Annotated in this window: 18 protein-coding genes and 1 other RNA gene; 1 reads left to right on the top strand and 18 read right to left on the bottom strand. The window is 48.4% G+C overall.

Annotated features, from left to right (window positions below; genetic code table 11):
* Positions 1-112: 112 nt before the first annotated feature.
* From typA to AZ66_RS15155, 8 genes are all read right to left on the bottom strand, one after another.
* Complete coding sequence (gene typA / locus AZ66_RS15120) at positions 113-1,960, bottom strand: translational GTPase TypA (protein WP_021258119.1); 1,848 nt, start codon at positions 1,958-1,960, stop codon at positions 113-115.
* Positions 1,961-2,132: 172 nt separating this feature from the next.
* On the bottom strand, positions 2,133-2,621 hold the full coding sequence (locus tag AZ66_RS15125; RefSeq protein WP_044355589.1) for a hypothetical protein: 489 nt from the start codon (positions 2,619-2,621) through the stop codon (positions 2,133-2,135).
* A gap of 252 nt (positions 2,622-2,873) precedes the next feature.
* Entirely contained in the window at positions 2,874-3,533 is a 660-nt protein-coding gene (locus tag AZ66_RS15130) for a TerC family protein (RefSeq protein ID WP_021258121.1), read from the bottom strand.
* 96 nt (positions 3,534-3,629) lie between these two features.
* Positions 3,630-4,943 carry a tRNA uracil 4-sulfurtransferase ThiI gene (thiI, locus tag AZ66_RS15135; RefSeq protein ID WP_044355590.1) on the bottom strand — a complete coding sequence of 438 codons (1,314 nt, stop codon included), beginning with the start codon at positions 4,941-4,943 and terminating at the stop codon, positions 3,630-3,632.
* A 49-nt stretch (positions 4,944-4,992) separates the two neighbouring features.
* Positions 4,993-6,159 (bottom strand): cysteine desulfurase family protein, encoded by a 1,167-nt coding sequence (locus tag AZ66_RS15140; protein ID WP_021258123.1) that lies wholly within the window; start codon positions 6,157-6,159, stop codon positions 4,993-4,995.
* A 239-nt stretch (positions 6,160-6,398) separates the two neighbouring features.
* Positions 6,399-6,755, bottom strand: coding sequence for a hypothetical protein (locus tag AZ66_RS29885; RefSeq protein WP_052648533.1), 357 nt, complete (start codon positions 6,753-6,755; stop codon positions 6,399-6,401).
* Between the two features lie 29 nt (positions 6,756-6,784).
* On the bottom strand, positions 6,785-7,003 hold the full coding sequence (locus AZ66_RS15150; RefSeq protein ID WP_028531284.1) for a DUF1540 domain-containing protein: 219 nt from the start codon (positions 7,001-7,003) through the stop codon (positions 6,785-6,787).
* Between the two features lie 126 nt (positions 7,004-7,129).
* The gene (locus tag AZ66_RS15155) at positions 7,130-7,630 is read right to left on the bottom strand and encodes a DUF3907 family protein (protein ID WP_044355591.1); all 501 of its coding nucleotides are present in this window, start codon (positions 7,628-7,630) and stop codon (positions 7,130-7,132) included.
* Between the two features lie 256 nt (positions 7,631-7,886).
* Here AZ66_RS15155 and AZ66_RS15160 point away from each other — a divergent pair, with 256 nt between their 5' ends.
* A complete protein-coding gene (locus AZ66_RS15160) occupies positions 7,887-9,842 on the top strand; it encodes a S8 family peptidase (protein ID WP_044355592.1) in 1,956 nt (651 codons plus the stop codon).
* Between the two features lie 114 nt (positions 9,843-9,956).
* Here AZ66_RS15160 and rnpB read toward each other — a convergent pair.
* The 10 genes from rnpB to recO form a co-directional block, all read right to left on the bottom strand.
* An RNA gene (gene rnpB / locus AZ66_RS29890) (RNase P RNA component class A) lies at positions 9,957-10,354 on the bottom strand.
* A gap of 54 nt (positions 10,355-10,408) precedes the next feature.
* Entirely contained in the window at positions 10,409-11,524 is a 1,116-nt protein-coding gene (locus tag AZ66_RS15165) for a Nif3-like dinuclear metal center hexameric protein (RefSeq protein WP_044355593.1), read from the bottom strand.
* Positions 11,500-12,267 carry a tRNA (adenine(22)-N(1))-methyltransferase gene (locus tag AZ66_RS15170; RefSeq protein ID WP_051240294.1) on the bottom strand — a complete coding sequence of 256 codons (768 nt, stop codon included), beginning with the start codon at positions 12,265-12,267 and terminating at the stop codon, positions 11,500-11,502. Before AZ66_RS15170 ends, AZ66_RS15165 begins: the two co-directional genes overlap by 25 nt.
* The gene (locus AZ66_RS15175) at positions 12,215-13,126 is read right to left on the bottom strand and encodes a hypothetical protein (protein WP_044355595.1); all 912 of its coding nucleotides are present in this window, start codon (positions 13,124-13,126) and stop codon (positions 12,215-12,217) included. Before AZ66_RS15175 ends, AZ66_RS15170 begins: the two co-directional genes overlap by 53 nt.
* 94 nt (positions 13,127-13,220) lie before the next feature.
* Complete coding sequence (gene rpoD / locus AZ66_RS15180) at positions 13,221-14,351, bottom strand: RNA polymerase sigma factor RpoD (RefSeq protein ID WP_021256791.1); 1,131 nt, start codon at positions 14,349-14,351, stop codon at positions 13,221-13,223.
* Positions 14,352-14,386: 35 nt separating this feature from the next.
* The gene (dnaG, locus tag AZ66_RS15185; protein WP_021258131.1) at positions 14,387-16,234 is read right to left on the bottom strand and encodes a DNA primase; all 1,848 of its coding nucleotides are present in this window, start codon (positions 16,232-16,234) and stop codon (positions 14,387-14,389) included.
* 38 nt (positions 16,235-16,272) lie between these two features.
* Complete coding sequence (locus AZ66_RS15190; protein WP_028531288.1) at positions 16,273-16,752, bottom strand: YaiI/YqxD family protein; 480 nt, start codon at positions 16,750-16,752, stop codon at positions 16,273-16,275.
* Between the two features lie 244 nt (positions 16,753-16,996).
* Positions 16,997-19,066, bottom strand: coding sequence for a glycine--tRNA ligase subunit beta (gene glyS / locus AZ66_RS15195; protein ID WP_044355596.1), 2,070 nt, complete (start codon positions 19,064-19,066; stop codon positions 16,997-16,999).
* Complete coding sequence (gene glyQ / locus AZ66_RS15200; RefSeq protein WP_021258134.1) at positions 19,059-19,946, bottom strand: glycine--tRNA ligase subunit alpha; 888 nt, start codon at positions 19,944-19,946, stop codon at positions 19,059-19,061. Before glyQ ends, glyS begins: the two co-directional genes overlap by 8 nt.
* Before the next feature lie 301 nt (positions 19,947-20,247).
* Positions 20,248-20,815, bottom strand: a 568-nt coding sequence (gene recO, locus AZ66_RS15205) for a DNA repair protein RecO (RefSeq protein WP_231586886.1), incomplete at its 5' end; no start/stop codon positions are given.

Consider the following 20,815-nt stretch of genomic DNA (forward strand, 5'->3'; position numbering starts at 1 on the left):
GAACACATACACGATTAACAGATAAATAAGCGCATAACTTACAAAGGGATGGGAAGCCAACCATTCCTGCATCGTAAACGCTCACTCCTTTGCCAAAGTTGTCCAAATCCCATTATACATGGGATTCGGATACTTTGCGCGTCTTTTCTGCGCGTTCACGCTCGCTTTTGTTCAATATTTTTTTGCGCAACCGTACAGAAGACGGTGTAATTTCGCAATATTCGTCATCATTACAATACTCTAAAGCTTGTTCCAAAGAGAATAGAACAGGAGTTTTCATCTTGACAGTATCGTCCTTCGTTGCGGAGCGAACGTTCGTCAACGCCTTCTCTTTACAAATATTTACGACGATATCATTGTCGCGGTTGTGCTCACCCACGATCATACCTTCGTAAATTTCCGTACCTGGGTTTACGAACAACGTACCGCGATCTTCAACGGACATAATGCCGTACAGTGTGGAGGATCCTGTTTCTGTCGATACGAGAACGCCTTGGTGACGTCCGCCAACTTGACCGCCTGCATATGGGCCATAGCTGTCAAACGCGTGGTTCATGATGCCGTATCCGCGTGTCAGCGTCAAGAAGTACGTGCTGTAGCCGATAAGACCACGAGCAGGGATCAAGAACTCCAAACGCACTTGGCCATTGCCATGGTTAATCATGTTGACCATTTCTGCTTTTCTCGTTCCCAAGCTTTCCATTACCGGACCTGTAGCTTCTTCTGGGATGTCGATAAGCAAGCGCTCAATCGGCTCCGTCTTCTTACCATCCACAACCTTGATGATAACTTCTGGTTTCGAAACTTGCAGCTCGTATCCTTCACGGCGCATGTTCTCAATCAAAATACTCAAATGCAATTCACCACGACCCGATACGATAAATGCATCAGGGCTCTCGGTTTCTTCAACACGAAGACTGACATCTGTCTCCAGTTCCTTCATCAAGCGATCACGCAGCTTACGTGATGTAACCCATTTACCTTCACGCCCTGCAAATGGGCTGTTGTTCACGAGGAACGTCATTTGCAGAGTAGGCTCATCAATATGAAGAACCGGAAGTGCTTCTGGATTCGCTGGATCTGCAATCGTCTCACCAATGTTAATATCCTTAATGCCGGCAATGGCAATGATATCGCCCGCTCCAGCTTCTTCTTGCTCAACACGCTTCAACCCTTGGAAACCGAACAGCTTCTCGATACGTGCCTGCTTCGTCTTCCCTTCACGGTTAATAACCGCTACAGATTGACCTTGACGGATCGTACCACGGTTCACGCGACCAATCGCAATACGTCCCATGTACTCGTTGTAATCGAGCAAAGTAACGAGGAATTGCAATGGCTCTTCTGGATTTTCAGTTGGTGCAGGGATGTGGGAGATGATCGTCTCATACAACGCCTGCATGTTCTCTTCCTGCTTCGCAGGATCGGATTCCATGCTCGATGTACCGTTAAGCGCAGATGCATATACAACTGGGAAGTCCAATTGCTCATCATTCGCTTCAAGCTCGATGAACAGCTCAAGCACTTCGTCGATAACCTCTTCTGGACGAGCATTCGGACGGTCAATTTTGTTTACAACAACAATTGGCGTCAATTGGCTCTCAAGCGCTTTGCGAAGTACGAACTTCGTTTGCGGCATACAGCCTTCAAAAGCATCCACGACGAGCAATACGCCGTCAACCATTTTCATTATGCGTTCAACCTCGCCGCCGAAGTCAGCGTGGCCTGGTGTATCTACAATGTTAATCAAATTATCTTTGTACGTAATGGCTGTATTTTTAGCCAGGATCGTAATTCCGCGTTCACGCTCCAAGTCATTGGAGTCCATTGCGCGTTCTTGAATAGCTTCATGCTCACGGAATGTACCGGATTGTTGAAGCAGTTTGTCAACCAAAGTCGTTTTGCCATGGTCAACGTGTGCGATAATTGCGATATTGCGAAGTAAGCTTCTGTCTTGCATCGTAAAATCTTTCCTTTCTGGGTGTGGAATCATACCAAAAATCCAAATCAAGCTAACCACGAATAAAGCCGCCATGGAGGGCGGCATCTATTCCTACGATAGGTCATTCTGAAGCATGTAGCACGGACACTTCAGAACTTTACGCTTACATGTTCGCCAGCTAGTGCTTCCATTAACGGAATCGATTTCTGAGTCCGCCAAATGCAAGCCCTGCTCCGGCAAGTATGAGTGCAACGGCAATCATATACGTACCAATTGCAAATACGAGCATCAAGATCAGCATGGATATACCGACCCCACCGAACAGCAGCGCGCCTTGCCATGCGCCTCTCGGATGGTATGGATCGTATGCATAGTAGCCATACAGGCCCACGCCAATCCCAACGAGAAGCAGCGGCCATAAATACCCGAACAGTCTCCAATGGATCCAATGGCTTAGCATGAACAGGATGCCATACATCGTCAGCATACCTGCTGGAACCATCATTACAGGCGGCAGGATTGCCATTCGTGCAAATACATACAAGGCAATACCGACAAGGAACATGAGGAGCGGCCACATCGTACCGCCGATGAAAGCAAACACTCCCATTTTCCCAAGCAAAATGAATAAGCCTGCAGCCAATATAGCAATGCCAATCACTTGTTGGTTTCTAGGCATAGGTCAACCTCCATGTCCAGATTTCTGATTCGGACACGATGTGACGCAATTCGCGTCGTTTTTACTTTTTCTAGTGTATATGAAAGTTCGTAAAATTACTACCTGCTCCTTGAAAAAACACAATACCCTTACCAAACCCTCCTGAGACTTCCATAATCGCTCTCTATTCATATTTAGAAAAAAACCTGCCGACACGCACTACGGCAGGTACAGCATCTGTTCCGATTATCTATTGCAGAAGATCAAAATGAGCTAATAACGTACCTGACGTCGAAACATAAATCCGAGCAGCACGACGAGCGCGAGAGCGATCCACGGAAACCCGTAATGAAGTTTGCTCCACATGGCAGGCAGCCATACCGCCAAACGTTCATCAGACGCAATCATCTCGCCCGCGGTATAGCCAAGTATCCCTGCACCCGCATACAGAAGCAGCGGCATTTTCTGAAGCCATAGGCTAATGAACCCGCTTCCCCATACAATAATGGGAATGCTTAGCGCTATGCCGATTGCAACAAATGCCAGATTTCCCTTGGCTACCGCTGCAATCGCCAGCACATTATCGAGACTCATGACCACATCGGCTAATAGAATAATTCGAACAGCCCCCCATAAGGAGTGGGCTTCGTTATCTCGGGTATCTGAAGGCTCCTGCTCTGCAATCAGTTGAACCGCAATCACGAACAACATAACCCCTCCCGCTGCCTTCAGGAGCGGAATGTTGATTAGCCATAATGCCGCCACAGTTAGCACAATGCGAAGGACAACCGCGCCTGCTGCGCCCCACCAGATGGCTTGCTGCTGTTGTTGCTTAGGCAAGCGTCTGCTCGTCATGGCAATTACGACTGCATTGTCTCCACTAAGCACCAAGTTAATCAGCATAATCTCCACTAACAACCATATCGATTCCACAGCCCGTCCCTCCCCTGTAGTTAGGTCTATGACAGAGGAGGCCAAGCTATTCCGCTAATCGCAAGCCAATGTGCAGAACGAATCAAGCCAATTTGTTTAGAACCAATCCCCAGTTGCTGGCGCTGCCGGCTCAGCAGAATCATCTGCTTTCTGCACAACCGGAGCAGGCTCATTGGTGTGTAATGTCTTATCTTTGTCCTTACCCGACAACACGATTGCATCATCCGGCGTGCCACCAGCCTTCAGCAGAATCGCTTCCGTGTTTTCCACAGCAGCTCTGATGAGATCATCCAGCTCAGGGATAGAACGTTCCGCATGCTCAACGATATTCAAATTCGGATTCGTCGCCGGTGATTTCGGAATGAATAGGGTACAGCAATCTTCATAGGGCAGAATGGACAAGTCGTAAGTCCCGATATACTCTGCTTCACGAATGATCTTATCCTTGTCCACCGTAACAAGCGGACGAAGCAATGGCAGATCTGTCGCACGGCCGATGACATTCATGCTGCCAAGCGTCTGGCTCGCAACTTGACCCAAGCTGTCTCCCGTTACGATTGCCAACGCATTGCGCTGCTCTGCAATTTGTGTGGAAATGCGCAGCATGGCACGGCGCATCAACGTAATAAGCAAGTTATCATGTCCGCTCTGATGAAGGCGGGTCTGGATATCTGTAAAGGGAACCATATGCACGCGCATCCGTCCAGCATAGTTCGCAAGCACCTGAGCAAGATCGAGCACCTTCCGCTGCGCCCGTTCACTTGTGAACGGATAGCTGTGGAAATGAATCGCATCCAGTTGCAGCCCTTTGCGCAATGCTTCATATCCGGCAACTGGACTGTCAATCCCTCCAGATAGAAGCAGCACACCACGGCCGTTGGATGCCAATGGGAAGCCTCCCGCTCCTTGTACAACTTCGCTATATACATAGGTCCATTCTTCTCTAACCTCAACGCGCAAATCAATTTCAGGCTTGCGCACATCTACCTTAAGCCCCTCGAACTCACGCAGCACAGGCGCACTTACAAGGTGATTCATTTCCTGGCTGCCATGCGGGAATCCCTTCCAAGCACGCTTCGCAGAAACTTTAAAGGTTGTCCCTTCCGTAGGATTCATCTCACGGATTAATTGGACGGCCGTCTCAATAATCGGTTCTAGCTCAGATGGAGTTCGCTTAACTGGGCTAATGGACACCACACCGAATACATGCTTGAGCACTTGAATCATTTCGTCTAATGGCTCACCATTCAGCTCAACGTAGAGTCTACCGTATTCTTTAATGACTTTAGCATTAGGAAAAGGACTAAGCATTGCATTGACATGCTGGTAAGCTGCCTTCTCAAACTTGCTGCGGTTCTTGCCTTTAATTGTGATTTCTCCGTAACGAAGAAGAATCATATCGTATTCCATGATTTTCTCTTTCCCTGCCTTTCGCTTGCTATCGATTCCACTACCTATATTATCGCTGCACAAGAGATTGCAATTGCTCTGTCATTTCCTTGAAACTCTGTACAAGATGCTTCAACTCATCCTCAGAGCAGTACGCATCCAGACTGATGCGGATTCCGCTTGCAGCAACTTGAGAGTTATGCGTCATCGCCAGCAGCACTCGGCTGGGCTTATGGAGCTTCGATGAACACGCGGATTGTGTTGAGACGATAATGCCACGCTGTTCGAGGGCGTGAACCACTACCTCTGATTTCATTCCTGGGTATGATACATTGATGATATGCGGAGCGCCATATGGAACAGCAGGACTGTTCACAACAAGCGGCTTCATCTGTGACAAATGTTCAAGTACGAATTGACGCAGGCGAACAAGCTTGTCATATCGTTCATACTGCCCCTCAACAGCAAGTCTGACCGCCTTGGCAAGGCCTACAATACAAGGGACATTCTCTGTGCCAGGACGAAGCTCCCCCTCTTGAGAACCTCCGTACATTAGCGGCTTCAATGCGACTTGCTTCCGTTTAACGAGCACGCCAGCCCCACGTGGCCCTTGAATCTTATGTCCCGAGAGACTATATAGGTCTATACCCCATTCAGCAAGACGAACGGGAACCTTGCCTAGGCCCTGTACCCCATCCACATGGAACGTTACTTTTGGGTAGCGGCGCAGCATATCTCCAATTTCTCCAATAGGCTGTATAGCACCCATTTCATTGTTGACGTGCATGATACTAACGAGCACTGTATGAGGCCGAATTGCAGCCTCCACTTCGTCAGGACGGACTCGGCCGTTCTCATCCACAGGAAGGAAGGTAACCTCAACCCCCTCCTGCTCTAACTGCTGAACACATTTATATACGGATGCATGTTCAACTTCAGATACGATCATATGGATTGGCTTGCCTGCAGCTTGATAGGCCTTCGCAATTCCGAATATAGCAATGTTATTGCTCTCTGTCGCCCCTGATGTGAACAGTATCTCTTCTGGCTCCACTTGCAGGGCACGAGCTACAACCTCGCGCGAGCGTCGAATAAGCTGCTCTGCTTGCCCCCCCGCACCATGAATCGATGAAGGGTTGGCATACACCTGCCCCATCACCTCCGCAACCGTCCGAATAACATCCGGATGGGGGGGAGTCGATGCACAATGATCGAAATACAACTGAGTTGCGCTCACCACATTCCCTCCTCATGACAACAAAAAAGATCAAAATCGGATCGAGGCGCAAGCGGCTCCTCACCGTTGTTGATCTCATGTACGAAATAAGATGTTACTTATTTTACACGTTTCAACATAAAAGCACCATCCCTAATCCCATGTTCTTCTCGATCCTTCATGTAGCTATTGCTCCCTTGCTCCCCATATAGAAAAAGCCTGATCCGGGGCAACTTACCGGTTCAAGCTTGAATACTCACTTATGATGACATCGCTATGAATTGGACAAGGACGGCTAATAACCCAGCAACTGTCGCAAAGATTCCAGATGTACGACTTCCCTGCAAATAGGCAAGAACACCTAACGCGGCGGCCCCAATCCCCATTGGGATGGGAAATAGAAAGAAGGCGATAATCGAGAAAATAACGGCCAGCATGCCAATACCCGACCAATGATTGATCTTCGAATGCTGTGTTGCAATGCGAAGCGTGTCTGAGAAAGTTCCCACTTCTTGCCCAAATTCTACATCCTGCTGCTGTTTTGGATTTCCCGCGGTATGATTTCTAACCCGGTGCCGCTTCAAACGGCGTGAATTACGTGCTTTGTGACCTGACATCACACCTCACTCCTAGCTTCCGCTCAAGATCATTTGGGCACAAACGTCTGACAGCATGTTGAAGAGGACTTAGAGGCTGTATCCTTATGATCGCCTCGGAACGATTCGTCCGCGAACTCTGAATTGGCCTTCACGTTGGCATGTGCATCAATATCAATCATAATTTCAGAAGCTTGACAGCGAAAATCCCCCCAAAATTTACAGTTGGATACGCTGCAGCGAACTACAGGTTTTTCACTCACATCCATCACCTCCGTTATCAGCATGTCCTAGTCCGTAATGTCATATCCGGCTCTCTTCCTGCCATGATCTAACGAAAAAGACGCTCCGTGACATAAACGGAACGTCTTCGTGATTGATATTGTTGGAATTCCTTATTTCGAGCCTTGCATACGACGCTGCGTCAAATAGTCACTCTCATAATAGGCAAGCTCATCGCGGAGATCTTCGAACAGCTTCACAACTGACAGAACAATATCCCTCGCTGCTCGAACAGGCTTCTTCCGGAAACGAATTGCATCTTGACCAGTATAGGCATATCGACCATCCTCTGAATAACACTCATTCTTCGGATAGAAGAAGGCATTCACACAATGATGATACACTTCGTACAAGCAGCGCTCACCAAATGCCGTATCAAAGGTTGCTCTTCTTAACGCAACACCCAGCCGCTCATAGCTCTGCTCCGCGAATACGAGCAAATGCCGAATATCCGTCAGGAATCCTTTATAGAAACTAACTGTCTCTTCTTCCTCATTCCCTTGAACAAGAGCAGTTAGCGAATACTCATTTAAGAATTGCTCAAGCTTATCAATAGCTTCTTTAAGTTTGTCCTTCGAAACTTCGCATTGCTGCTTCACATTGGATGCTGGCATGAAAGCTCCCCCTTATCCCATTCGTCCACTTGGAATTTCAACTCTTCGGGCATCCGATTTGGAATCATTTTCATTTCCCCTTCATCCTACCACAATCCGATCATGATGGGTATTATTTTCCGCTGCATCCCGAATAAATTCGTGCACCAATTCTCAACCTATAAACAGGTCTGTTCACGATACGATATCTGCAGCCCAGAGTGCTCGATATCAAGAGGCAGGACAATGAGGAAGGAACGCTAGAGGAGGAAGTTGTATGCAGCGACGATATGTGGTTGGAATAGTTGCTCTCTGTGCAGCCGTACTTACGATTCCGCTATTATGGGCTCCAGATCGCCATCCCGAGCCCAGGGGCATGACGACAGCCGCACACGAAGAGAGCATGAAAAAACAAATCCTGAATCAGGACGTTACACGCACAAGCCGGATGTTCGCCATTGATTCCAGACGTGATCTGGAAGATGCACTTGCCAATTGGGGAGCCAAGACTCATGCCCAGAAGCAGGGTACCGTTCAGCAATTTATGAAATCCCATCCCCACTTCGTGTACATGAAATGGGTCGAAGGTGGTTCAACCGCTTGGGAGAAAGGAAATGTACCGAAGGATGAGCGCTGGGACGCCAACAAGCAGCTCGAGAGTTACGTTCGAACTGCTACCATGAATGTAACGAAGCAGCAGTCATATTCCTCTCCTGAAGTACTAGTTAATGGGAAGAGCCATATGGTCATCGGCATTGCCTCTCCCCAATCGCAACAGGGGATTGTCGCAATCGTGAATCAAGATGTCATCCAGACCGTACGCAAGCATCAGCAAAAAAATCTTCGCCTTGTACCTTACCCGCCTGAATCCAAGTACCGTGTCAAGTCTGTGGATTCCAACTCGATGCGGAATGTTAAGGTTCAAGACGGAGAAGATAACGCCGGCACAAGCCATTATTATGAAAATGAAATCGTCGTGCGCTTCCGTTCTGACCCCGACCCCATTCAATTGCAGCGTATGATGCGGGATACTGGGTGCGCACACCCGCGCAAGCTCGGTTACACGTATGTGTTTCGTTCTCATAAGATGAGTGTGGAGCAATTAACTTCCTATTTCAAACGATTCAATCCGATTTACAGTGAGCCTCATTTTCTATATATGACAAATGAGAAGCCCTCACCACTTCCAACGACTCCATCTTCTCAAGCTCGCCCCAAGACATTGAATGAACCAACACAAGGGAATGCTGCTGAGGAGCCAAATGATGCGTTGTACAAGGCTTATCAATGGAACTTGCCAAATATCCATACGAACCGAGGATGGATGACGAGCAAAGGAGCCAAAGATGTCATTGTGGCGGTCGTCGATACCGGTGTCGATTCCGATCATCGTGATTTGCAAGGCAAGCTGCTGAAGGGTTATAACGTCTTTGATAAAAACCAGCCCCCAAAAGATGAAGTCGGACATGGTACTCATGTAGCCGGCATTATTGGCGCCACTGTCAATAACGGTGAAGGCATCGCCGGGATAACATGGTACAATCCGATTCTTCCAGTCAAAGCGCTGGACAACAATGGTTCGGGTACATCCTACTCCGTCGCGGAAGGAATTATTTGGGCGACTGATCATGGAGCCAAGGTCATCAACTTGAGCTTAGGTAACTATGTGGATGGGGCATTTCTGCATGATGCCGTCAAATATGCCTTTGATCGCGATGTCGTGCTGATCGCTGCTACGGGCAACGACAATACCCGGCGTCCTGGATATCCAGCCGCTTATTCTGAAGTATTTGCCGTATCCGCTACGGATGCGAATCAGAAGCGCGCTTCTTTCTCCAACTACGGCAATTACGTAGATGTTGTGGCGCCCGGCACGTCGATTGCAAGCACTTATCCGAACAATCAATATGCGGCATTGTCAGGCACTTCAATGGCTTGCCCGCATGTCTCCGCATTGGCTGCACTTATTCGCTCCGTGAATCCTTCGTTAAAGAATACGGAGGTGTACGATATTATGCGGCAGAGTGTAGTCGACTTAGGAACACCGGGTAAAGATATGTATTACGGCTATGGTGAAATTGATGTTGCACAGGCCCTAAGCCTTGCAGAGCAAGGGACGACATCGTTGTCACTGCTTCCGCAAAATATTGCACGCGAAATCAAGCGCACGATTGCTCAATACGTGAAGCGTCCATCTACGCCATCTTCAATAATCCCCGCTTCCCAGCCTTAAACGACTTATGGCCATGGGATGGGACATTGTAGATAATGTCTCCGAACCAAAAACCCCCGCACAGCTTGTGTGCGGGGGTTATCTTATGGGCTTCGAACAATATGTGTTGTAGCTCCGGAAAGTTTGCCGTAAGCCGGGTTCTGTACTGATCGTGGTATTACGGGAGCTACCCTTCCACTACAAAGTGACAATCATCTATCTAGACCGTACATTGCTGCACGGTTCAAGCGACCAACCCAGACGCACCTCGGGCTAAGGCTGCCCTTGCGGGCATGCATCTCATTAGGTCTTGCTCCAGATGGGGTTTACCAGGAACGAAGTCACCAACGCTCCTCGTGGTCTCTTACACCACGGTTCCACCCTTGCCTGTGCTGCCGAAGCAGCCATCGGCGGTCCATTTCTGTGGCACTATCCTTCAGCTCGCGCTGACTGGACATTATCCAGCACCCTGCCCTATGGAGCCCGGACTTTCCTCTCGTGACCAAGTCACCAGCGATTGTCTGTCAAACTTTCCGTCAACATTCGTTAGTATACAAGTTTCGCGCAAGAAACTCAACCGTCAACTTTTACAAAAACTGAAATGGCTCGGTATTTGTGGAAGAAGCTACGAATTGCGTCGATACTCCCTTGTCAGATGCCACCTGCTGCAGGCGTTCTGCAACATCCTGCTTCATCATCTTCTCTGCATTATGGCCCGAATCAATTATTGCAAGACCTGCAGCGAGTGCATCGTGGGCAGTGTGGTAATCCACATCTCCCGTGACGAGCACATCCGCTCCGTGGAATATCGCATGATGGATATATCGGGCGCCTGAACCGCCGAGGACAGCAACCTTGCGCACAGAACGATCCAGATTGCCGACCACGCGTACATTCGATACCTCGAAGTTGCTCTTCACCTGCTCTGACAATTGACGGAGAGTTACAGATTCCGTCAGCTTGCCTACTCGGCCCAAACCATACTCTGTTCCTTGAATATCTACAGGGTAGAGATCATAAGCGACTTCCTCGTATGGATGCGCCTTAAACATCGCTTGCAGCACGCGGCTGCGAACCGACTTCGGAATAATTGTCTCAATTCGTACTTCTGGTACATTCTCCAGCTTGCCCGCTTGTCCGATATGCGGATTCGTGCCGTCGCCAGGCTTGAATGTACCGAAGCCTTCACTATTGAAGCTGCAATGGCTGTAGTTCCCGATATGCCCAGCCCCGGCATCCAATATTGCAGCACGGACTTCATCTGCATGCGTCTGCGGTACAAATACAACCAGCTTGTGCATCTGCTCCTGCTGCAGCGTTTCGAGGACACGGATATTCGTAAGCTGGAGGCGTTCCGCCATCAAATCATTCATGCCCCCTACTGCCACATCGTAATTCGTGTGTGAGATGTATACCGAGATGTCATGCTTGATGAGCTTCTCATATAATCGGCCGGCAGGGGTATCTGTCTGTAAATGCTTCAAAGGTCGGAAAATGATTGCATGGTGAGCGATAATGAGGTTCGCTTGCTGAGCGATAGCTTCCTCCACAACCTCTTCATTCACATCGAGTGCAACGAGCACTTTCGTTACTTCCTTATTTAGCGAACCTAATTGAAGCCCAATTCGATCATCTGGTACAGCCAATGACTTAGGCGCAAGCTGCTCCATCCACTGAATTATTGTTGACCCTTTCGCAAACATTCAATAATCGCCTCCAGTTCCGCTTTGTTCTGAACGAATACTTCACGCCGCTGCTTCGCCTCTTCACTCTCGGCCTGTTCCATCGTACGCAGTACACGCTCCCGCTTCGCTACTTCACGCTTCCATTTCTCAAAAAATACATCAGTAGGAGCTTGCGACAGCAGTGGGCCGAATTGCAGCAGCCACTCCTCTGACAGCGTCTTCCCACATAATAAAGGCCGAGAGTCGTACAGACAAGCGTTATGTGCCTCTGCTGATTCGAACTGCCGCTCTGCAAGCAGAACTTCATAAATTTTGCCGTCTTCCTCTAAAATATGCTCCTTAAGCAGTGCCCATCCTTCCTTGCGAAGCCAGCGGCGAACGGTATCCTCACCCACATTCGGCTGAAGGATGAGTCGCTTGACCCCCTCAAGCTTCTCTGGTTGAGCTGATAATATACTGACAATGAGGCTCCCCCCCATTCCAGCGATAGAAATGCAGTCTACCTCATTAGGCTCCAATACGGCAAGCCCATCACCAAGCCGGACCTGTACAATATTCTCCAAGCGTGATCCGAGCACCTGGCGTCTAGCTGCTTCATACGGACCTTGATTCACTTCACCTGCGACGCCATAAGAAATAATGCCTTGCTTCGCCAAATAAGATGGCAGCAGCGCATGGTCAGAACCGATATCTGCAAGTTTGCTGCCTTCAGGCACCCAATCCGCAATCCATTGTAGTCGTTTGGACAGTTTGATGTTCACGAATCCATTTCACCCACTGTTTTCTAAAGTAATATCCCATGTAAAACGTTATAAAAAGCTTCATTAGCATAAATAGCAGAACCTCGCCACCAGCATTAAGCTTCAGTGTGATGACCCTCCCAAGCCAAGCGGCCTCAGGCATATGCCAAGCAATCAGGGAAGCAATCAGGAGTCCTGCTGATGCCGAAGGAAGAACACTGTGCATCACCCAAGCCATCCAGATGAATAATAAGCTCTCTGGGAGCCACAACCACTGCGTCTCAATGAGCGTAAGTTCTCCCCCCATTGAATAGAGAATTACGGCATAGGCGATCGCCAACAGGAGCCAACCGCACCCCTGCATTCCGCCGCGCCGCAATAGCAATCCTGTTATGATCCATAAGAGCCCTGCTCCAATCAGCCACAGCGCCACGCTATACCAGGAAAGCCATTGATCCAACTTGATGATGGCGAATGCGCCAAGCATACTTATAGCGTTGCCGAGATTTGCATATACCGCTATCTGCACTTTACTTTTCTTTGCCGCATACTTTGAATTGAAGACGGCAAGCCCATAGTTAATTAGGACAAATAAGGCGACAGCCCCAATTTGCATTGGAATGTCAAAAGCGGTAAAATGAAATCCAGCGGTACAGAACAAACCAGAAATGATAAATAACACCAGCCATTTGGCGGCAGGAAGATTGGCCAGCCATTCCGCGAAGCGTCTGTTAGGCACCGCAGACGGCTCAGCTGCTTCTGTTGATTCTGGCAGTTGGTACAATTGAGCAAGGAACTCGCAATAGCGTTCCGGCAACAATCGATTATGTCTCCAACGTGCAATTTCCTGCGACATCCATTGGCGCTGCTTCTGATCCATGAGGCTTGTCACGCTCCTGTGTGGGAATGCCTTACATGGCGACAAAAGACCTTCCCCACGCATACTGCGCGCAAGAAGGTCTCGTCGTTAGCCACTATTCAAGAAAATCTTTAAGTCGCTTGCTGCGGCTCGGATGACGCAATTTACGAAGTGCCTTCGCTTCAATTTGACGAATCCGTTCGCGTGTGACACCGAATACCTTGCCTACCTCTTCCAAGGTGCGTGTACGGCCGTCATCGAGACCAAAGCGCAAACGAAGCACATTTTCTTCACGTTCTGTCAATGTGTCAAGGACATCCTCCAATTGCTCCTTCAACAGCTCATATGCTGCCGCATCAGCAGGTGCCAATGCTTCTTGATCCTCAATGAAGTCTCCCAAGTGAGAATCGTCTTCTTCACCAATTGGTGTCTCAAGCGATACCGGTTCCTGAGCAATCTTCATGATCTCTCGTACTTTCTCAACACTAAGTTCCATCTCTGCTGCAATTTCTTCTGGAGTTGGTTCGCGTCCAAGTTCTTGAAGCAATTGACGGGATACACGGACTAGCTTATTAATCGTTTCTACCATGTGAACAGGAATACGGATTGTACGCGCTTGGTCGGCAATCGCTCTTGTAATCGCTTGGCGAATCCACCACGTTGCATACGTACTGAACTTGTATCCTTTGCTGTAGTCGAATTTCTCAACAGCCTTTATCAGTCCCATGTTTCCTTCTTGAATCAAATCGAGAAACAGCATTCCGCGTCCAACATAACGCTTCGCAATGCTGACTACGAGGCGCAAGTTCGCTTCCGTCAAGCGTTTCTTCGCTTCTTCGTCCTCCTGCTCAATTCGCTTCGCAAGTTCGATCTCTTCTTCTGCTGACAAGAGTGGAACACGGCCGATCTCTTTTAAGTACATCCGAACCGGGTCATTAATCTTAATTCCCGGTGGCAGCGATAAGTCATCATCGAAATGGAAATCTTCGTTATCCCCATTTTCCCGATCACCATTATTGCGATTGCCCATTCCATCTTCCGTTTCATTTACCACTTCAATGCCCAAATCAGACAGCTGTTCATAAAACTCATCCATCTGCTCCGGGTCTTGATCGAACGTCGATAATTTTTCAGTAATATCTTTATAGCTGAGCGAGCCGCGCTTTTTACCGAGCTCAATCAATTGATCCTTCACATGTTCCAACGCTGCTTCGGCATCTAGTCCAGTATGTTGATCATTCGCCATTTTCCGACTCCCTCCTCCCTAGAAACTTCTGCTTCCTACCGCTTCAGTTGTTGCTCTAGGGCTATAATATCTTGTGCAATTTGCGCGGCACGCAAGATGTCTCCAGAACGCTCCGCCTGCACCATTTCTTCCTTTTTACGCTCAATTTCACGATGTCTAGGCACTTTCAAGATCTGACCGATGTAATCATCTAATAAGGCGGTGTCATTTCGCAATGGCACTTCAGCCATCGATATGGATGCAGCCGTTTTCTCTAATCGGTCATCTTGCAATGTCGCCAAATAACAACTGAAATCAGGCTCTTTGCCTTGCGCGTAATAAGCATATAGATAAGCGGCAAGTGCCGCATGATCATCTACATTAAATTGCTCACCAAGATTCCGCTCCACATAGTTGGACACTTCGATATCTTGGAACATTAGTGCCAGCAGACTGCGTTCTGCATAGACGTATGCTGGACGCAACACGGGCGGGGAGATAACTTGTTTATCATTCCTAACATTATTCCACCAATTGTCTTGATTATCCCCGTTTTGGTTGTTTTTTTGCAGTTTTTGACGGATATTCGCGCATTCTTGCTTCAAAGAAGCAATCGCTGAATCCCCTGATAATTCAAGCAGTGAAGCGAGCTCCTTCAAATGCATCTCCCGTTCAACAGGAGATTCAACCTTCGCCACAACACGCAACGCCGCATCTTTGAAGCGCCGTTTGCCATCATCTTCTAGCAGTATATGATTTCGGCGTAAAGATATAAGCTTGAATTTGGTTGGCGTAACAGCTGACGCGATGATCGCGTGCCTGAACCGCTCAGCTCCATGTGCCTTAATAAATTCATCAGGATCCATCCGATCAGGAAGCATGGCGACAGCAACATGCAGGCCGCTTCCCTCTAATAGGTCAATCGATTTCATGGCGGCTGCTTGTCCAGCATCATCGCCGTCATAACATAACGTAACACTGTCTCCGAGCTGCTTCAGCAACTGGACATGCTCAGAGGTTAACGCAGTTCCCATTGTCGCAACGCCATTCATTACTTGGGCTTCCCAAGCTTGAATAACGTCTGCAAAACCTTCAAAAAGAACAATTTCTCCGCTGCGCTTAATGTGCGGTCTTGCTTGATGCACATTGTACAGCAGCTTCGATTTGTTGAATAGCATGGTCTCGGGTGAGTTCAAGTATTTGGGCTGACTTCCGTCCAGCACCCTTCCTGCAAATCCAACAATGCGTCCCCGGCGATCCCATATCGGGAACATGACCCGGTTACGGAAACGATCGACATACCCTTCACCATTCGTTCTAGCTGATACGATACCGCCCTTCTCTACCAGAGCAAGGTCGAACTGCCGTTTCGTTAGAAACTTCACGATCATATCCCAATTCGGCGGTGCGTATCCAATCTGAAACTGTTCGATGAGCTTGTCATTAATGCCGCGTTCACGCAAATAGCGAAGCGCTTCCTGACCTTCCGTTGTATTCATTAATATGTAATGATACATCTTCGCAGTCAGTTCATGTGCTTCAATCAGCCGATCCTTCGCTTCATTCCGCGGATTGCGTTCAGCATACGAGTCGCTGCTTCCCCATGTTATAGGAATGCCTGCCAACTCAGCTAGATGGGTGATCGCTTCAGGATAGGAATATCCTTCAAGACCCATCACAAATTGAATGGCTGTACCGCTCTTCCCGCAACCGTAGCAATGGAAAATTTGCTTCTCCGGCGTGACCGTGAACGATGGTGTCTTCTCTGAATGAAAAGGGCACAGCCCCTTCAAATATTTACCGTTCTTCGATAAGTGGACGTATTGTCCAACAATATCGACGATATCGTTGCGCTTCAATACTTCATCGCGAACTTCGTCAGGAATAAGTCCATATCCGTTCATCGTCATTCACCTTCATCTGAACACGTATTACTAATTCGCTATGGGCGCATTTTCTCCTGCTCACGAAGCAAAAGTTTTGTCAGTTTATGTTGGAAAATTTCGCGGTCCTCTTCACTCATCGCTCGCGGACCTTTCGTTCGTAAACCTGCTCTTCTCGCTTTGCTTGAGATATGCCGCCTTGTCAGGTACTCATCTACATTATCGCCAGTCAGCTCGCTGCCTCTAGGCGTAAGTACGGATGCACCTCTTGGCAAACAGAGCGCGGCCAACCCGTAGTCGCCTGTAACCACTACGTCCCCTGACCGCGCTGTGTTGGCAATATAAATATCCGCCGCTTGAAACGCTTGATCCACAAAAACAGTATGAATATCAAGATTCATAAGCTGCCAGTCTGGAGCAAATGCAGCATAAGAAGCTACAAAAATAACTCCTGCACCCATCTCAATGGCTGCGGCAACGATTTCGTTTTTTACAGGACAAGCATCGGCGTCTACTACGATTCGAAGTTTAGAAGACATGTTCTCACCATTTTCGTAAAGCGTCGGAACTTTCATTAATCGTTTCACCGTTTATATTATATACGCTGTATCGTTTAAAATTCCTGCTTCGAAATCCGGATTTCCTCTACATTAACTCAGATTTTGTCGAATCGATGAAAATAAGGATGGAACATGTCGAAGAGAATCCGAAGAATCCCTTCTTCATGTTCCATCCATTTACTGCTCCTCACTGTCCATAGACGAAAAATCTCATTGTCGCTTATTACGCCCAGACAAGCTTGGAGAAATCTGCGAAGCGCTGAATGTCATTTGCAATATTCGCAAGCAAAGCCAAGCGGTTCACCCTCACCGCTTGATCCTCAGCCATAACCATCACTTGTTCGAAGAACGAATGGACTTCATCCTTCAGCTGGGACAATACGCTCAGTGCCTCTGATGGATTGCTATAAGCTGCTTCATAAGCTTCATGCACACGCAGCCAGCTCTCATGAAGATTGCGTTCTGCATCCTGCTCGAACAGCTCAGAACGTATCTCCTTGCTGTCTGCTTTAGCAGCCAGATTGCCCACACGGTTGAACGATTCAACCGTCAGCTTGAACTCATCTGCCTTTACAGCACGCATAAGTGCTTCTCCACGAGCTACTGTGAGCTTCACATCGTCATAGCCAGCAGCCATTACCGCATCAACAACATCGTATCGAACGGAATCAGACAACACATTCTTCACCCGCAAGCCGAAGAATTCATACAATTCTTTACGAACTTCCTCACGTTCGCGTTTCAACAATCCTGCTTGTTCATATACATCAAGCGTAATGTTGAAGATCGTATGCAAAGTAAGTGGAAGATTGCGTTCCAGTAGAATTTGCACAATACCTGTCGCCTGTCTCCGCAAGCCATATGGATCCTGCGACCCTGTCGGGATTATGCCGATCCCGAAGCAGCCAGTCAACGTATCCATCTTATCAGCCATACTGATAATCGAACCGACAAGTGAAGCTGGTGCTGGATCTCCAGCGAATCTAGGCTTGTAATGCTCGTTGATTGCTTGGGCTACCGCCTCTGGTTCCCCAGCCTTGCGAGCGTAATCCTCACCCATAACCCCCTGCAATTCAGGGAATTCATAGACCATTTGCGTAACAAGGTCGAACTTGCAAATATCCGCAGCACGGCTTACCCGCAATGCTGTTTCACGATCCGTCTGAACCGCCAGCGCCAATGCATCCGCAATTGCATGAATGCGCCGTACCTTATCTCCGATCGAGCCTAGCTCCTCGTGGAACACGATTGAATCTAGCTTGTGTACGCAATCGATAATTTTCAGCTTCTGATCCTCTTCATAGAAGAACTTCGCGTCAGACAGGCGTGCACGCAGCACCTTCTCGTTCCCTTTTGCAACGATGTCCAATCCCTTGGAGTCACCGTTACGCACGGTTACGAAGTAAGGAAGGAGCTGTCCCTCTGCATTCAATACAGGGAAGTAACGCTGATGCTCACGCATTGAAGTAATCAACACTTCTTGAGGAATGTTCAAGAATGCTTCATCGAATCCACCGAACAATACGGTAGGGGTTTCAACCAAGAACAGTACCTCTTCCAGCAAATCTTCCTTAATCGCAATATGCCAATCCTTACTCTTCGCAAGCTCTTGAATTTGGTTCTTAATATTTGCTTCGCGTTCTGCCACATCAACAATGACGGACTGTTCACGAAGGCGCTCCACGTATTGAAGCGGCATATCAATAACCGCCTCATCACCAAGGAAACGATGTCCACGAGTCGTGCGGCCCGCTTTTACGCCTGCAATTTCAAGTGGAATAATATCCTCGCCGTGCAGAGCAACGATCCAGCGAATCGGACGAACGAAGCGCATATCCTTCGCACCCCAACGCATGTTTTTCGGGAAAGTCATTGCATGAATAATAGACGTCAATCCATCAACAAGAACATCCGCTGTATTCGTCCCCAGGCTGCTCTTATTCGCATAGATATACTCGACCCCGTTCAACTCTTTGAAGAAGAATTCCGATGGATCTACGCCTTGACTGCGTGCAAATCCAAGGGCTGCCTTCGACCACTCACCGCTCGCATCGTGAGCAATCTTCTTGGCTGGCCCCTTCACTTCCTCATGAACGTCTGTCTGCTTATCCGCAACGTCCTGAATGAGCACTGCGAGACGTCTTGGAGTTGCATACGCAGATACCGTTCCGTATGCAATCCGCGATTCTGTCATCCAGCGCTCCGTCCGCTCCTTCAGTTGTTCCATCGCACTGCGAATGAAACGTGCAGGCACTTCCTCTAAGCCAAGCTCGAGCAATAAATGTCTAGGCATCTTGTTCCTCTCCTTTCTTCAAGAGCGGGAAGCCAAGCTTCTCACGTTCTTCATAGTAAGTCGCAGCCACATGGCGTGCAAGATTGCGCACGCGTGTAATGTACCCTGTACGCTCCGTTACGCTAATCGCGCCGCGTGCGTCAAGCAGGTTGAATGTATGGGAGCATTTCAGCACATAATCATATGCTGGGAATACCAAATGGGCATCCATCGCACGATTTGCTTCTTTCTCGTACATATTGAACAACGTAAACAACATCTCCGTATCGCTTACTTCGAATGTGTATTTCGAATGCTCGAATTCAGGCTGGTGGAATACGTCGCCATAAGCTACGCCTTCTACCCACTCCAAGTCGAACACATTTTCTTTGTCTTGAATATAGGACGCAAGGCGCTCCAAGCCGTACGTAATCTCTACAGCCACTGGATGTGCGTCGATACCGCCCACCTGTTGGAAATAAGTAAACTGCGTAATTTCCATACCATCAAGCCAGACTTCCCAACCTAGGCCCCATGCACCCAAGGTTGGCGATTCCCAGTTATCCTCTACAAAACGGATATCGTGGATTGTCGGATCGATCCCTAGGCGGTTCAAGCTCTCCAGATACAATTCTTGAATATTGTCTGGAGATGGCTTCAAAATAACTTGGAACTGGTGATGCTGATACAATCGGTTCGGGTTCTCCCCGTAACGGCCGTCAGCTGGACGACGAGATGGCTCTACATAAGCTACATTCCATGGTTCTGGCCCGATGGAACGAAGGAAGGTCATCGGGTTCATCGTCCCCGCACCCTTTTCTACATCATACGGCTGTACGATGATGCAATTCTGCTCGGCCCAAAATTGCTGCAACGTCAAGATCATTTGTTGAAAATTCACAGTCAGGACTCCTTTGCCTCATATTGACGGCATTGACGTATGGGAGAATGCAAAAAACTCCCGCCTCTACGCCTGATGCCAGACGTAGGGACGAGAGTTATATTCCCGCGGTTCCACCCTACTTGATCGAAATAAAGTCCGATCCACTTTCACATGAGCCTTGCTCCAAAGTGCCATTTCATTCGTTTGTTCGTCCAGGCTTCCACTGCCCCTGAATCGCTGCATTCAAACGTTGCGAACTACTTTCTTCTTCAACACAAGGTATACCTCAATTTATTGATTTATTATAGCGAAATGGATATTACTCGTCAAGCTGCGCCAGATCATATTTCTCCATCTGCTCAAGGAACTGCAATGATTTCAGACGTACCCCAACATGCGTATCCATGTAACCACGCATGCAAGCCCGAAGCTGCAGCTTGGTTGCAGGCTTCAATGTAATATTGCCCAGACGATGCAAGTCTGTCATCTCGAATTTTTGAAGCAATGCAAGCATTTGCAGATTGGCGACGTAATTCGCATGTTCCCTTGGCTTGCAGCTTGCACACAGCGCACCACCTAACCGCCAACTAAAAGCAGCAAGCCTCTCCTCTGTACCGCAAGCGACGCATGCATGCAGTTGAGGAGCTACGCCAGTTCGCTGCCACAATTTCATCTCGAAGAGATGGGTTGTCACCTGTACATCCTTGCCTTGGGCAATAGCTTGCAAGTAGGCGTGGAATTGATCAAACATTGGTCCCCCAGCTTCTTCATCATGCAGTGCCTTATCCACTAGTTCAGCCGAATAGGACGCATAAGCTGCCAGATGGAGCTGCTCACGAAGCTGATGATTCGCCTCTAAATATCTCACAAGAATTAAGAGTACCAAT

This window comes from Paenibacillus sp. E194, assembly GCF_000935845.1.
Lineage (GTDB): Bacteria > Bacillota > Bacilli > Paenibacillales > Paenibacillaceae > Paenibacillus_B > Paenibacillus_B alvei_B.